Genomic DNA, 14,318 nt, shown 5'->3' on the forward strand with positions numbered 1-14,318 from the left:
GATGGGTTCGGGAAGGTGCTGCCGACACCGGCCGCGTTGGTCAACCGGTCGTTGCCGACCAAGGATTTGTTGCCGCCACCTGTCGACGGGCGATACGCGGCTACGGTCGCCGAGGTGCCGGATGTGGTGTTGCGGCGGAGCACCTGGCAGTCGGGGTGTCCGGTGCAGCCTGCGCAGTTGCGTTATCTGACGATGTCGTTCTGGGGGTTCGACGGCAAGGCGCATACCGGGGAAATGATCGTCAACGCGCGGGTGGCGGTGGAGGTCACCAAGGTGTTCGGTCAGTTGTTCGCCCAGCACTTTCCGCTTGAGGAGATGCGGGTGACGGCTCTGCCGGAATTGAGCGCTCCGCCTACTGGCGACGGGAACAACACCGGTTCTTTCGTTTGCCGGGCGGTGCGTACGGCGACGAACTGGTCAGCGCACGCTTACGGACTTGCGGTGGATGTCAATCCGTTTTGCAATCCTTACACGAAGGGGAAACTGGTGCTGCCGGAGCTTGCCTCGTCCTATGTGGACCGAGGGGATCGGCGGGCGGGGATGGTCTACCCGGGGGACGGGGTGGTGCGGGCGTTCGCGGGCATCGGGTGGACGTGGGGTGGGGGCTGGAGCTCGCCGGTCGATCGGCAGCACTTCACGGCGACCGGCGGCTGATGATCACCGATAGCTGGGATGTGTAACGCTGCGCACAGGGGAGGCGACCCTGAAATGGACCGCACGCAGCACCCGAGACACCAGCGTAGGCCGGACACCACAGCGGGTTCGGCCATCCGCACCCGGCCGGGCGGATACGCGCGTTGGTGACCCACAGCGATCAATGAGCAGGAGGACCGGTGGTGACAAGTACGAACGCAGCGCCCAAGAGTGGCCGGAGATGGCTGTTCCTTGCCGTCTGGCTGCTCTGGTTCGCGGTTGGCTTCCCCTATCCGACACCCACGTGGCCTGCCGTCGGCATGGCCGCTCTGCTGGCGAGCGGAGCGGCGACGCTGATGGTGTTGGCGGCGACGGGGATCGGGTGGTGGCAGCACCGGCCGCGGACGGTGCGTGGGGAGCAGCGGTCGTAGGGGGTGAGTGGTTTTGCGGGCGTCCGGGGATGGTGCGGGCGCCCGCTTGGCTTTGGGAGTCACTGGGCCTCGGCTGCGCCTCGGGGTTCGGCCTGGTCGCCTTCGGCGACGCCGGCCGCGGGCGCCAGATAAAACGGGGGTGCCCGCTGGGGTGAAGTTGTTTTGTTCGGGGCCCCTAGCGGCAGCCTCAGGTAAGGCTAAAAGGCGGGGCCACTGGAAAGCGTGGCCTTACCCGCCAGCCGGCTTAGGCCACCGCCTCCCCCAAACAAAACAACTCCACCCCAGCGGGCAGTTGGCATCGGCGGCTCCCGAGGCGCGCGGCGCGGGAGTGCTGTGGTGCTCCTATGGGGCGGGTTTCGAGGCGCGCGGCGCGGGAGTGCTGTGGTGCTTCAGCCCAGCGGGCGGTTGGGGTCGGCGGGTTTCGAGGCCCGTGGTGCGGGCTGGCGGGCTTCGTTGATGGGTCGGGGGATTTCGGGTGGGCGGTGCAGGCTCGCGGCCTTTGCTGAAGCCCGACCTCACGAGCGATCACCGAATGATGTCGACCCAACATCCGCCCAATCGCCTGAACGAACAACCCACACGTAATTCCCGCGAAATCGTCTCCCGCTCCGCAACACTCAACATCTCACGACACGCCATCACACAATCTCCACTCACCCACCTACGCGGAGATCATCCCACACATGGCGCCTCGACCACTTGAGGTGGCTAGTTGGGGTCGGCGTTGGTGTTGGTGGTGTCGTCGGTGGGGCGGGGGGTGGGGGTGAACTTGCTGAAGACCTTGCCCGCGGTGTCGAAGATGGTTTCGCCGACGGTGGTGAGGAGGGTGGTGAGGGGGTCGGTGGATTGGGTGAAGGATTCCTTGTAGGAGCTGGCGGCGGATTTGAGGTCGTCGGCGAAGTCTTTGGTGGGGGTGTCGGTGTCGCGGCGAGGGTATTGCGCGGTGAGGATGGTGCGGTAGTCGTCGGAGGCGGCCCAGCGTTGGAGTTGGGCGGCGCGGACTACGGCGAAGGGGTGGTTCATGCCTTCGACGTTGCGGAGTTTGTGGATGCTGTCGCGGATGTCGTCGACTTCTTCGTATTCCTTGGCTTGTTGGAGGAATGACGGGAGGTCGATCTGGGTGAGGTCGGTGCCGCCTGCCAGGTAGACGTGGGCGCGGAGGGCGGCGGCGGGGTCCTGGCCTGCCAGGAGGCCCGCGCGGTCGGCCGTCAACTCGGCCTTGCGGAACCATTCGCGGAGGGCGGCGATGATGGCGCGCAGGCCGAGGGCGCCCATGGGGACGAACGAGATGGTGGCCTGGAGGTTGACCAGGCGTACCAGCAAAGTCCTCAGCACGGCGTGGCCGGAGAGGACGTGACCCATCTCGTGGCCGATGACGAAGCGGAGGCTTTCGGTGTCCAGGGCCTCGACCAGGCCGGTCGTCAAGACGATGAACGGCTCGTCGATGCCGATGGTGAGGGCTTGGGCGTCCGGGTTTCGCTCGACGAACACATTGGGCACCGTGTCGAGGTCCAGGGTTTCGGCGCAGTCGAGGCGGAGTTGGTTGAGCTTGGGGTACTGCTTCTCGCCGACCCGGATGGACGAGGCCAGGGCCATCAGGCGTTCGCCGCGTTCGGTGAACAGGCCCGCGGCGGTCTTGAGAACATCCGAGAGGCCGGGGATGGCGCGCAGGCCCGCCATGGCGCCGCGGTCGGCGGGGTGTTCGTAGGCGCGGGGGCTGATCCGCGGGAAGCGGACCCGGGTCGTCGAACGGGACACCTCATGGTCCGGGTGGTCAGGGCTCTCGGTCACGGCGGCTTCCTCCCCAAATGGTCTGGTAACCCCCACATTAGGCCGAACAGGCCGGACGGTGTCGGGGTTTGTCCACAGGCGAGCAAGCACCCGGACTAGATTCGGTGGCGACGAAACGAAACACGACGGCTGGAGGAAGACAGATGAGCCTGGACCGCCCGGTCGCCCCCGATCCCTACGCGCTGCTGCCCGCGGTCGGCACGTTCGACGTGACCTCGACTGACGTGCGGGACGGCGCGAAGCTGGACCTCAGGTACGTGCACGGGTCCGCGGGTGGCGAGAACGTGTCGCCGCAGTTGGCGTGGAGTGGGGCGCCGGAGGGCACCAAGAGCTACGTGGTCACCTGCTTCGACCCGGACGCCCCGATCCCAGGCGGGTTCTGGCACTGGGTCGCGGTGAACCTGCCCGCCGACACGACCGAGTTGCCCACGGGCGCAGGTAGCGGCGACGACAGCCTGCCCGGGGACGCGTTCCACGTCCGCGCCGACTACGGCTCCCGCGAGTACGGCGGTGCCGCGCCGCCGCAGGACGACCAGGACCACCGGTACTTCTTCGTGGTGCACGCGGTCGACGTCGAACGACTGGACGTGGATGAGAACGCCTCGCCCGCGGTGGTCAGCTTCAACCTGGCGTTCCACACGTTGGCTCGCGCGATCATCACCCCCACCTACGCGCACTGACGAGCGTGGGAATGCGGGAACCGGTTGGTGCGGTTTGATGTGGTCGTGGCCCACTACGACCTGGTGATCATCGGAACCGGCTCCGGCAACTCGCTGCTGGACCCGCGGTTCGCGCACCTGCGCACGGCGATCGTGGAGCGCGGGGTGTTCGGCGGGACCTGCCTGAACGTGGGCTGCATCCCGACGAAGATGTTCGTGCACACCGCTGACGTCGCCGCCACGCCGGGGCACTCGTCCCGGCTCGGTGTCGACGAGACGCTGGACCGGGTGCGGTGGCCGGACATCCGGGACCGGGTCTTCGGCCGGATCGACCCCATCGCCGCCGGTGGTGAGCAGTACCGGCGGGAGCACCCGGACAACGCCAACGTCACGGTGTACGCGGGGACCGCGCGGTTCACCGGGCAGCGGCGGTTGGAGATCACGCCCAACGACGGCGCCGCGGCCGAGACGATCACCGCTGACCGGATCGTGCTGGCCGCCGGTGGGCGCGCGGTCGTCCCGGACATCGATGGCATCCACGACGTCGACTTCCACACCAGCGACACGGTCATGCGGCTGGCCGAGCTGCCCGAGCGCATGGCGATCTTGGGCGGCGGGTTCATCGCGGCCGAGTTCGCGCACGTGTTCTCGGCGTTCGGGGTGGCCGTCACCGTGATCGCCCGCTCGGGTGCGCTGCTGCGCGCCGAGGACCGCGACGTCAGCCGCCGGTTCACCGAGCTGGCCCGGCAACGCTGGGACGTCCGGCTGGACCGCAAGGCCGTGCGGGTCGAAAAGATCGAGACCGGGGTCCGGCTGCACCTGGAGGGTCCTGGCGGCGCGGAGACCGTGGACGCGGACCTGCTGCTCGTCGCGACCGGCCGCACGCCGAACACCGACCGGCTCGACGTGGCGGCGGGCGGCATCGAGGTCGCGCCGACCGGGCACGTGGTGGTCGACGAGTTCCAGCGGACCAGCGCGGCGGGCGTGTGGGCGCTGGGCGACATCAGCTCGCCGTTCGAGCTCAAGCACGTCGCCAACCACGAGGCGCGGGTCGTCCAGCACAACCTGCTGCACGCGGACGAGCTCATCGCCGCCGACCACCGGTTCGTGCCGCACGCGGTGTTCACCTCGCCGCAGATCGCCTCGGTGGGGCTGACCGAGCAGGAAGCCGAGGAGCGCGGGCTGCCCTGGGTGGCGGCGACCGAGGCGTTCGGCAGCATCGCCTACGGCTGGGCGATGGAGGACACGACCGGGTTCGCCAAGATCATCGCCGATCCGGACACCGGGTTGATCCTGGGCGCGCACATCATCGGCCCGCAGGCGCCGACCCTGCTGCAACCGATCATCCAGGCGATGAGCTTCGGCCTGGACGCCCGCTCGATGGCACGCGGCCAGTACTGGATCCACCCCGGCATGCCCGAGGTCGTCGAGAACGCCCTGCTGAACCTGAAACTGAACTAGTGGCTCGACCCAGAAGGTTGGGCCACTAAACCGTCCTGGGCCGTCCGGCGGCGTAGCCGAAGACGGCCTGCACCGCCGTGACGACCAGGACGAGGACCAACGACGCGGTCCAGTTGCCGGTGGCCCCGCGCAGCACCCCGAACAGGAACGGGCCACCGGCGGCGATGAGGTACCCGATCGACTGGGCCATCGCGGAGAGCGACGCCGTGTCGGCCGGGTGTTCGGTGCGCAGCGCGAGCACGGTGATGAGCAGCGGGAACACCCCCATGCCGACCCCGGCGAGCACCGTCCAGGCCAGCGGCGCGGCGCTCGGGGCGACCAGCAGGCCGACCATGCCGAGCCCGCCGACGAGCGTCAACGCCACGATCAGGCCGGACTGCGATCGCATCCGGACGGCCAGCGGCGGCAGCAGGAGCCCGGTGGGGACGCCGAACAGGGTGCAGATGGCCAGGTAGAGACCGGCGGTGTTCCGGTCGACCCCGGCGTCCACCAGGACCTCGGGCAGCCAGCCCATGATCACGTAGGCGATGAGCGACTGCAGGCCGAAGAACAGCGTCACGATCCAGGCGAGCCGGTTGCGGTACAGGGACCGGCGGGGCTGCGGCGGCGCCGACCCGGTCACGGCGGTGTGCCGGGCGGCGGTGACCCACAGGAGCAGGGCGGCCGCGCCGAGCAACGCCCACGAGCCCAGCGCCAACCGCCAGTCGGCGAGGGCGTCCGCGAGCGGTGGGGTCAGCGCGGCGCCGATCGCGCCGCCGCCGGAGAGGGCGCCCATGTAGATCCCGGTGACCAGACCGATCCGGTCCGGGTACGACTGCTTGATGACCACCGGGAGCAGGACGTTGCCCACGGCGATGCCCGCGCAGGCGACCAGCGTCCCGCCGAGCACGACGAGCGGGCCGTCGAGCACGCGGATCGCCAACCCGGCGGTCAGCAGCGCCAACGCGCCGCCGATCGACCGGGCGAGACCGAAACGCCTGTTCAGCCGGGGCGCGAGGACGCCTGCGGCGCCGAAGCAGACGGCCGGGAGCGCGGTGAGCGCGCTGGCCCAGGCGTGACTGGCGCCCAAAGACCCGCGCACCTGCTCCAACACGGATGCCAGACTGGTCACCGCGGGCCGCAGGTTCGCCGCGGCCAGGGCGACCCCGACAACCAACAGGACCGTGCCGACCAGGGCGGTGCCGCGCGGAGTGATTCCGGCCGGGTCCGTGGTCGGTGCCCCCACGGCAGGGCCCGGCGTGGCAGTCTTGACGTCCCCGGCGCTCCGCCTGTCGTGGAGCGTCATGGTCCGAGTATCACATAAACATAGGATGTTTGTCGGAAAGGATGGCGCTGTGCCGTTGGCCACTACCCGGCGTTCCGGCCTCGTCGACCAGGTGATCGACCAGATGCGGGCGGCGATCACCAACGCGGAGTGGAAGGTCGGCGAACGCATCCCGACCGAGCCCGAACTCGTCACCGCCCTCGGCGTCGGCCGCAACACGGTCCGCGAGGCGGTGCGCGCCCTGTCCCACGCGGGCCTGCTGGAGGTGCGCCAGGGCGACGGCACCTTCGTCCGCGCCACCAGCGAGTTCTCCGGCGCGGTCCGGCGGCTCGCGGGCACCGAACTGCGGGACGTGCTGCAGGTCCGGCGGACCCTCGAGGTCGAGGGCGCCCGGCTGGCCGCGGCGCACCGCACCGAGGAGGAACTGACCGACCTGACCGAGCTGCTCAACGCCCGCGACCACTCGATGACCACGAAGGACTACGAGCTCGGGGTCGACCAGGACGCCGCTTTCCACCTCGCGGTCGTGCGCTGCTCGCACAACTCCCTGCTGGCGGAGCTGTACCAGGGGCTGACCGAGGTCGTGCGCGCGTCGGTGGCCAGCACGGTCAGCACCAAGCCCAGCATGGCCGCGGTCGACCACCAGCGGCTGCTGGCGGCCATCCGCGACCGGGACACCGCCCGCGCCGCCGCGGAGGCCGCGGGCTTCCTCGACGAGCTGCTGGCCGACCTCGACCAGGACTGAGCCGCTCACCCCCGATCGAGCCCCGATCGAGCACGGTCACGCCCCTGGCGGCAGGACCGGCAGACCCGGCGGTGCGCCGTGCTCGATCAGGTGCGTGATCGCCCGGGTGTCCAGGTGGTCGGCCACCAGGTCACCGAGCAGGTCGAGTTGGGCTTGGCGGGCGGCGGCGAAGTCGGTGTCGACAGCGGGGCGGAAGCCCGCGCGGCCCGCGCGGTCAGCCGCCCACACCAGGAACGCGCGACGGACACCGTCGTTCTCCAGCAGCCCGTGCCAGTGGGTGCCGACGACCGCGTCCGCCAGCGCGCCCTCACCCGAGCCGTCCGGGAGGGTGATCAGCGACCGCTCGGCGTGCCGGGTGACCCGGCCGTGGTGGATCTCGTAGCCGGTCGCGGGCGCGTCGAAGACGGTGCCGTGCGGACGGGTGAGGGTCTTACCGGTGGCGAACTCGACGTCGAGGTCGAGGAGGGCGAGGCCGTCGACGGTACCCGCGCCGGACTCGACGCGGTCGTCGATCCGGTTGGCGAGCATCTGGAAACCACCGCAGATGCCGAGCAGCGGCAACCCGCGGCGGTGGTGGTCGACGACGGCATCGGCCAACCCGGTGCGGCGCAACCAGGCCAGATCGTCCACTGTGGACTTCGAGCCGGGCAGCACGACCAGGTCGGCGTCGGCGAGGCGCGCGGGCTCGGTGACGAAGCGGACGGAGACACCCGGTTCGCAGGCCAGCGCCTCGACGTCGGTGGCGTTGGAGATCCGGGGCAGCCGGACGACGGCCACCCGCAACCACTGGTCGCCCAGCGGCGGCCGGGGACGCCCGACCACCCCGTCGGCGGTGTAGGACAGGGAGTCCTCGGCGTCGAGCCACAACTCCTCGCGCCAGGGCAGCACGCCCAACACCGGCCTGCCGGTGAGCAGGCGCAGTCGGGCCAGGCCGGGGTCGAGCAGGGCCGGATCACCGCGGAACTTGTTGATCACGAATCCGGCGATGAGGGCCTGGTCGGCGGCGTCGAGGAGGGCGAGCGTGCCGAAGAGGTGCGCGAAGACGCCACCGCGGTCGATGTCGCCCACGACGAGCACGGGGATGTCCGCCGCGCGCGCGAGCCCCATGTTGGCGATGTCGGTGGCACGGAGGTTGATCTCGGTGGGTGAACCAGCACCTTCGCAGATGACGACCTCGTAGTCGGCGCGCAGGTCGGCCACTGTGCTGAGCACGACCTCCATGAGCTCGGCCTTCCGCGCACGGTAGGACAACGCGGACGCGAACCCGGTGGGCTTACCGAGCACGACAACCTGAGAGGTCCGGTCAGAACCCGGCTTCAAGAGGACCGGGTTGAACCGGACACTCGGCTCGACACCGCACGCGGCAGCCTGCACGGCCTGGGCACGGCCGATCTCGCCACCGTCGAGCGTGACCATGGAGTTGTTGGACATGTTCTGGGCCTTGAACGGCGCGACCCGGACCCCCTGGCGGGCCAACCAGCGGCACAACCCGGCGACCAACACACTCTTGCCCGCGTCGGAAGTCGTCCCGGCTACCAGGAGGGCACCGGCCAACACGCACCTCCACCAACGTCCACTCCCCCGCGGACACCCGGGGGCTGCCATCATCTTCTGTCATGCCCGCCGCAGCCGTCACCGCAGTCCTGGCGCACAGCCCGTTCCTGGGGCCGGCCAGCCTCCGCCCGCTGGCCGACGCGCTCGCCGCGCTCGGGCACCCCACCGTCCTGCTCGACCTGCTGCCCAGCGTCGCCGCGGCGCCGGTCCACCAGCGGCTGATCGGCGCCTTCGCCGACGCCCTGTCCGACGCGGCCCTCACCGGCCCGATCGCCATCGTCGGCCACAGCGGCGCCGGTCCCCTGCTGCCCGCGTTCGCCGAGGAACTCGAGGACGACGTGCGCGCCCTGGTCTACCTGGACGCGGGCCTGCCCACCCCCGGTCGCAGTTGGCGCGACACCGCCACCGCCGCCGAGTACGCCGACCTGCGCGACCGCAGCCGCGACGGTATCCTCCCGCACTGGCCCCAGTGGTCCCCGACCGATCCGCTGGCCGCCGTCACCGACCCGGCCCTGCGCGCCGAGATCACCGACGAGGCCCCCGAGGTGCCGCTGGCCTACCTCAAGGAACCCCACCCCACCGTCGAGTGGACCGGCCCGACCGGCTACGTCCGGCTCTCGGCGGACCACGCCGCCGACGCCGACACCGCCCGCGCGAACGGCTGGCCCGTCCGCGCGGCCGACCTGCACCACCTCGCCGCCGCGACCCACCCCGAACCCGTCGCCCGGCTGGTGCTGGCGGTACTGCTGGAACTGCTCAGCGGGGACTGAGGGCCGGGGTCACGGCAGGGTGAGGATCTCCGAGCCCGTGTCGGTGACGACCAGGGTGTGCTCGAACTGGGCGGTCCACGACTTGTCCTTCGTGGTGGCGGTCCAGTTGTCGTCCCACAGGTCGTAGTCGATGCCGCCGAGGGTGATCATCGGCTCGATGGTGAAGGTCATCCCCGGCTCGATCACGGTGCGGTCGTTGAGGTCCTCGTAGTGCAGCACGACCAGTCCACTGTGGAAGGACCGGGCGATGCCGTGGCCGGTGAACGCGCGCACCACGCCGTAGTCGAACCGCTTGGCGTACTTCTCGATGACCCGGCCGATCACGTTGAACTCCCGGCCGGGCCGCACCGCCGCGATCGCCCGCATGGTCGCCTCGTGGGTGCGCTCGACCAGCAGCCGCGCCTCCTCGCTGACCTCGCCCGCCAGGAAGGTGGCGTTGGTGTCGCCGTGCACGCCGCCGAGGTAGGCGGTGACGTCGATGTTGACGATGTCGCCGTCCTCGATCACCGTCGAGTCCGGGATGCCGTGGCAGATCACCTCGTTGAGCGACACGCAGCACGACTTCGGGTAGCCGCGGTAGCCCAGCGTGGACGGGTAGGCCCGGTGGTCGAGCAGGTACTCGTGCACCACGGCGTCGATGTCGTCGGTGGTCGCCCCCGGCTTGACCGCCTTGCCACCCTCCTGCAGCGCCCGCGCCGCGATCCGACTGGCCACCCGCATCGCTTCGATGATCTCCGGCGGCTGCACCCACGGGTCGGTGTTCTTCGCGGGCGCGGGACGGTCCACGTACTCGGGCCGGACGATGGTGGACGGCACAACCCGACGGGACGTCTGCACGCCGGGCGTCAACGGGGCACGAACGGACATGCCCTCCACCCTACGACCCCCACCCACCCCGTTTCCCACCCGGCAAACCACCACCCGCGCACATCACACCTCGACGTGGCAACACCGGCCAACCCCCGGCTACAACCGGCTCCCGGGTACTCGACCTTCCTCGTTGCCGCGGCTCAACCGACCGAGGTGAGGAAGCGGCCCGCGGCCTGGACGGCGGTGGTGGACTGGCCGACGTCGGTGAGCAGGACGGCGAAGGCGAGGTCGCCCTTGTACCCGACGAACCACCCGTGTGAGTGGGTTCCGTCGCCGAACTGGGCGGTGCCGGTCTTGCCGCGGACATCGCCCAGCGGCTTCAGCGCGGTGGCGGTGCCGGTGGCGACGACCTCGGCCATCATGCCGCGCACGGAGTCGAGGACGGCGCCGGGCACCGGGTCGGGGGTACTGTCGATCTTGGTTTCCGAGCCGTGCACCAGGACCGGCTTGGGCACGCTGCCCGAGGCGACGGTGGCGGCGACCACGGCCATGCCGAACGGGCTGGCGACCACCTTGCCCTGCCCGAACCCGTCCTCGGCGCGCTCGGTCTGACCGGACGCGGACGGCACGGACCCGGTGACCGTGGTCACCCCCGGGATGACGAAGTCCAGGCCGAGACCGAGCTTCTTGGCCATCTGGGTCAGCTCGTCGGGCCCCATGGCGAGGGCGAGCTGGGCGAAGGTGGTGTTGCAGGAGAACGCGAACGCGTTGCGCATCGGGATGACGCCCTTGTCGAACTTGTTGCTGTTCGGGATCTCCCGGCCGTCGACGACGGTGGTGCCGGGGCAGCCGAGCGGCGTGTCCGCGGTCGCCTTGCCGGAGGCAACGGCCTCGGCGGCGGTGACGATCTTGAAGGTGGAGCCGGGCGGGTAGCGGCCGGTCAGCGCGAGCGTGCCCTGCTGGTCGGCCGGGGTGTTCTGCGCGACGGCGAGCACGTCACCGGTGGAGGGCTGGATGGCCACGATCATCGACGGGGTCTTCTCCCCCGCGATGGCCGCCTGCGCGGCGTTCTGCACCTTGGTGCTCAGCGCCAACTGCACGGCCTTCGCCGGTTCCGCCGCCTTGGCGTAGAGCTCCTCGCCCTCCTTGCCCGCGCTGTCGACGGTGTACACCCGCCACCCCGACTTGCCCTGCACCTGGTCCTCGACCAGCTTGCGCAGACTGGGCAGCAGCGCGGGCGCGAACTTCTTGTCCAGCGGCAGCAACCGGGTGGACGCGGTGAACCGCACCCCGGCCAGGTCGTAGATCTGCGCCTTGACCTTCTGGTAGTCCGCGTCGCGCAACGACACCACCGGGTACGGCTGCCCGTTGGCCTTCGCCGCGCCGTCGAGGATGCCCTGCGCGGTGATCGTCGGGTCGATCCCGCCCAGCGCCTTGGCCAACTGGCCCGCGATCGCGGTGGCGTCGCCCGCCTTCGCCTGCTCGAACACCACCGACACGACCCGGTCCGGCTGCATCACGGCCTGGCCGTCCCGGTCGAGCAGCGGCGCCAACTGGGCGTCGTTGTCCTGCACCGCCAACGTCTGCTGCGCGGCCAGCTTCGGGTGCAGCACCGCGGGTTCCCAGTGCACCTTCCACTTCTCGTCCTGCAGCCGCAGCTCGAACTTGCTGTCGTAGGACCACAACCGGTTGTGCCCCAGGTCCCAGGTCAGGTGGTAGGTCGCCGTCGCCGTGTTGTCGGTCGTGTCGACCCGGTTGACCTGCGCCATCACCGTGGCCGGTTTGAGCGCGCCGCGGACCTTGTCCATCAACGCCTTCGCCGAGTCGGCCGCGTCGGTCTGCGCGGACGCCGACGCCGTGTCGCCACCGGCGAACGCGGCGACGAACTGACTGGCCGCGTCCTCCGGCTTCGGATCGGAGCCGAACAGGCCGCAGCCCGCCAGCGGGAGAACGGCCACCAGCGCGATGAGCAGCGCGAGCAGCCGGGCGGTCGGACGGTGAGAGGCAAGCACGGCCGCAGTATGCCCGCTTCCGGGGAATCAGCGCCGGAAGTTGTCCACAGGCGGATCAGAACAGCACGGTCGCGTACTGCCCGACCTGCGCGAACCCGATCCTGTCATATACAGCACGGGCAGGTGCGTTGTAGCCGTTGACATACAGGCTCGCGGTCCGTCCCATCCCGCTGACCAGCCGCTGGACCACCGCCGCCGTCCCGGTGCCGCCCAGCCCCTCACCGCGCCGGTCCGGGTGCACCCACACGCCCTGGATCTGCCCGACCATGCTGGACAACGCGCCGATCTCGGCCTTGAACACGACCTCGTCGCCCTCGAACCGGGCGAACGCGCGGCCCGCCGCGATCAACTCGGCGACCCTGGCCCGGTAGCCCGCGCCGCCGTCACCCAACCGGGGGTCGATGCCGACCTCCTCGATGAACATGCGCACCGCGGCGGGCAGGTACCGGTCCAGCTCGTCCGGGCGCACCGGCCGCACCCGGGGATCGGGGGTGACCAGCGGGGTGCTGCGCAGCGCCAGCAGCGGCTGGTCGGCCCGCACCTCGCGGGCGGGCCCCCACTCGGCCGACAGCTCGGCCCACAACCCCAGCACCTGCTCGGCCGGGCCGACCATCGACGAACACATCCGCCTCCGCCGCAACGCCCGGTCGGCGAACGCGCGCAGCGACGACGGTCTGCCGCGCAACGGGACCAGGTTCGGCCCGGCGAAACACAGCGCGTCGAGCCGCCCCGAGGCGCGCAGGCCACGGCTGTCGCAACCCCACACCTCGCCACCCAACCGCCACGGGTCCAACCCGGCCGCCTCGACCCGCGAGGCCACCATGCAGGACGCCACGGGATCGGCGGTGAGCACCGCGCGCACCGCCTGGCCGTCCCGCTCGTCGAGCAGCCGCGCTCCTGCTAGCCGCAACACGCCCTCAGCGTGCCAGAAAGCACGACCGGGGGAAAATGGTGTGAATCCCCGGCGCCCCCGGCATCGTCGCCGACTTCACTCGTTCGGCGGCGCGCCGCCGCCCGCTCAGCCGACCGCGACGACGGTGGGAGCCCCGGACTCGCCGTCGACCGGCTCGCCCATCTCCTCGGCCAAGCGCATGGCCTCCTCGATCAGGGTCTCCACGATCTGCGCCTCCGGCACGGTCTTGACGACCTGGCCCTTGACGAAGATCTGGCCCTTGCCGTTGCCCGACGCCACGCCGAGATCCGCCTCGCGGGCCTCCCCCGGTCCGTTGACCACGCAGCCCATGACCGCGACCCGCAGCGGCACCGACATGCCCTCCAGGCCCGCGGTGACCTGGTCGGCCAGCTTGTAGACGTCGACCTGGGCGCGACCGCAGGACGGGCAGGACACGATCTCCAGCTTGCGCGGCCGCAGGTTCAGCGACTGCAGGATCTGCAGGCCGACCTTGACCTCCTCCACCGGCGGCGCGGACAGCGACACCCGGATCGTGTCGCCGATGCCCTGCCGCAGCAGCGCGCCGAAGGCCACCGCCGACTTGATGGTGCCCTGGAACGCCGGGCCCGCCTCGGTGACGCCGAGGTGCAGCGGGTAGTCGCACTGGGCGGCCAGCAGCTCGTACGCGCGGACCATCACGACCGGGTCGTTGTGCTTGACCGAGATCTTGATGTCGTGGAAGTCGTGCTCGGCGAACAGCGACGCCTCCCACAGCGCCGACTCGGCCAGCGCCTCCGGGGTCGCCTTGCCGTACTTCTCCATCAGCCGCTTGTCCAGCGAGCCCGCGTTCACGCCGATCCGGATCGGCGTGCCGTGGTCCTTCGCGGCCTGCGCGATCTCCTTGACCTGGTCGTCGAACTTGCGGATGTTGCCCGGGTTGACCCGGACCGCCGCGCAGCCCGCCTCGATCGCGGCGAAGACGTACTTGGGTTGGAAGTGGATGTCGGCGATGACCGGGATCTGCGACTTCCTGGCGATCGCGGACAGCGCGTCGGCGTCGTCCTGCGACGGGCAGGCCACCCGGACGATGTCGCAGCCCGCCGCGGTCAGCTCGGCGATCTGCTGCAGCGTGGCGTTGATGTCGGCGGTCACGGTGGTCGTCATCGACTGCACCGAGACGGGGGAGTCACTGCCGACGCCGACCGAGCCGACCTGGAGTTGGCGGGTCTTGCGGCGCTCGGAGAGCACGGGGGGCGGCGTGGTGGGCATGCCGAGCATCACGTCGGACATGAAGAC

The 14,318-nt window shown here is 70.6% G+C and carries 13 protein-coding genes; 6 read left to right on the top strand and 7 right to left on the bottom strand.

Features of this window, described 5'->3' with window-relative positions; translation table 11 throughout:
- The first annotated feature begins 15 nt into the window (after positions 1-15).
- Both H504_RS0126885 and H504_RS0126890 read left to right on the top strand, forming a co-directional pair.
- The gene (locus tag H504_RS0126885; protein ID WP_342668804.1) at positions 16-654 is read left to right on the top strand and encodes a M15 family metallopeptidase; all 639 of its coding nucleotides are present in this window, start codon (positions 16-18) and stop codon (positions 652-654) included.
- A 182-nt stretch (positions 655-836) separates the two neighbouring features.
- Complete coding sequence (locus H504_RS0126890; protein ID WP_157440653.1) at positions 837-1,064, top strand: hypothetical protein; 228 nt, start codon at positions 837-839, stop codon at positions 1,062-1,064.
- A gap of 708 nt (positions 1,065-1,772) precedes the next feature.
- On the opposite strand, the gene H504_RS0126895 is transcribed toward H504_RS0126890, so the two are convergent.
- Positions 1,773-2,855, bottom strand: coding sequence for a M48 family metallopeptidase (locus H504_RS0126895; RefSeq protein ID WP_026425305.1), 1,083 nt, complete (start codon positions 2,853-2,855; stop codon positions 1,773-1,775).
- 143 nt (positions 2,856-2,998) lie between these two features.
- Between H504_RS0126895 and H504_RS0126900 the strand changes: the two genes are divergently transcribed.
- Together H504_RS0126900 and H504_RS0126905 are read left to right on the top strand one after the other, a co-directional pair.
- Positions 2,999-3,535: a YbhB/YbcL family Raf kinase inhibitor-like protein gene (locus H504_RS0126900; RefSeq protein WP_026425306.1), complete on the top strand. Its 537-nt coding sequence runs from the start codon at positions 2,999-3,001 to the stop codon at positions 3,533-3,535.
- Positions 3,536-3,580: 45 nt separating this feature from the next.
- Positions 3,581-4,975 carry a mycothione reductase gene (locus H504_RS0126905; RefSeq protein WP_026425307.1) on the top strand — a complete coding sequence of 465 codons (1,395 nt, stop codon included), beginning with the start codon at positions 3,581-3,583 and terminating at the stop codon, positions 4,973-4,975.
- Positions 4,976-5,000: 25 nt separating this feature from the next.
- Here H504_RS0126905 and H504_RS0126910 read toward each other — a convergent pair whose 3' ends face one another.
- Entirely contained in the window at positions 5,001-6,260 is a 1,260-nt protein-coding gene (locus H504_RS0126910) for a CynX/NimT family MFS transporter (protein ID WP_084468255.1), read from the bottom strand.
- A 49-nt stretch (positions 6,261-6,309) separates the two neighbouring features.
- Between H504_RS0126910 and H504_RS0126915 the strand changes: the two genes are divergently transcribed.
- Positions 6,310-6,984, top strand: a complete 675-nt coding sequence (locus H504_RS0126915) for a FadR/GntR family transcriptional regulator (RefSeq protein WP_026425309.1) — start codon at positions 6,310-6,312, stop codon at positions 6,982-6,984.
- Between the two features lie 36 nt (positions 6,985-7,020).
- Here H504_RS0126915 and H504_RS0126920 read toward each other — a convergent pair whose 3' ends face one another.
- Positions 7,021-8,589, bottom strand: a complete 1,569-nt coding sequence (locus tag H504_RS0126920; RefSeq protein ID WP_051386329.1) for a cobyric acid synthase — start codon at positions 8,587-8,589, stop codon at positions 7,021-7,023.
- A gap of 11 nt (positions 8,590-8,600) precedes the next feature.
- Between H504_RS0126920 and H504_RS0126925 the strand changes: the two genes are divergently transcribed.
- Entirely contained in the window at positions 8,601-9,308 is a 708-nt protein-coding gene (locus H504_RS0126925) for an alpha/beta fold hydrolase (protein ID WP_026425311.1), read from the top strand.
- A 9-nt stretch (positions 9,309-9,317) separates the two neighbouring features.
- Here H504_RS0126925 and map read toward each other — a convergent pair whose 3' ends face one another.
- The 4 genes from map to ispG all read right to left on the bottom strand — a co-directional run bounded on the left by map (position 9,318) and on the right by ispG (position 14,312).
- On the bottom strand, positions 9,318-10,175 hold the full coding sequence (gene map, locus H504_RS0126930) for a type I methionyl aminopeptidase (RefSeq protein WP_026425312.1): 858 nt from the start codon (positions 10,173-10,175) through the stop codon (positions 9,318-9,320).
- Between the two features lie 143 nt (positions 10,176-10,318).
- The gene (locus tag H504_RS0126935) at positions 10,319-12,130 is read right to left on the bottom strand and encodes a penicillin-binding transpeptidase domain-containing protein (RefSeq protein ID WP_245614470.1); all 1,812 of its coding nucleotides are present in this window, start codon (positions 12,128-12,130) and stop codon (positions 10,319-10,321) included.
- A 55-nt stretch (positions 12,131-12,185) separates the two neighbouring features.
- Positions 12,186-13,043 carry a GNAT family N-acetyltransferase gene (locus H504_RS0126940; protein ID WP_026425314.1) on the bottom strand — a complete coding sequence of 286 codons (858 nt, stop codon included), beginning with the start codon at positions 13,041-13,043 and terminating at the stop codon, positions 12,186-12,188.
- A 105-nt stretch (positions 13,044-13,148) separates the two neighbouring features.
- Positions 13,149-14,312, bottom strand: a complete 1,164-nt coding sequence (gene ispG / locus H504_RS0126945) for a flavodoxin-dependent (E)-4-hydroxy-3-methylbut-2-enyl-diphosphate synthase (protein WP_026425315.1) — start codon at positions 14,310-14,312, stop codon at positions 13,149-13,151.
- Positions 14,313-14,318 lie beyond the last annotated feature (6 nt).

This window comes from Actinokineospora inagensis DSM 44258, assembly GCF_000482865.1.
In the GTDB taxonomy this organism is placed as follows: Bacteria; Actinomycetota; Actinomycetes; order Mycobacteriales; family Pseudonocardiaceae; genus Actinokineospora; species Actinokineospora inagensis.

What these genes read in the sequence shown, in the direction of transcription:
- H504_RS0126900 (WP_026425306.1), top strand. Translation starts at nt 2,999, where the DNA reads ATGAGCCTGGACCGCCCGGTCGCCCCCGATCCCTACGCGCTGCTGCCC.
- H504_RS0126910 (WP_084468255.1), bottom strand. Translation starts at nt 6,260, where the DNA reads ATGACGCTCCACGACAGGCGGAGCGCCGGGGACGTCAAGACTGCCACG.
- H504_RS0126920 (WP_051386329.1), bottom strand. Translation starts at nt 8,589, where the DNA reads ATGGCAGCCCCCGGGTGTCCGCGGGGGAGTGGACGTTGGTGGAGGTGC.
- H504_RS0126925 (WP_026425311.1), top strand. Translation starts at nt 8,601, where the DNA reads ATGCCCGCCGCAGCCGTCACCGCAGTCCTGGCGCACAGCCCGTTCCTG.
- map (WP_026425312.1), bottom strand. Translation starts at nt 10,175, where the DNA reads ATGTCCGTTCGTGCCCCGTTGACGCCCGGCGTGCAGACGTCCCGTCGG.
- ispG (WP_026425315.1), bottom strand. Translation starts at nt 14,312, where the DNA reads ATGTCCGACGTGATGCTCGGCATGCCCACCACGCCGCCCCCCGTGCTC.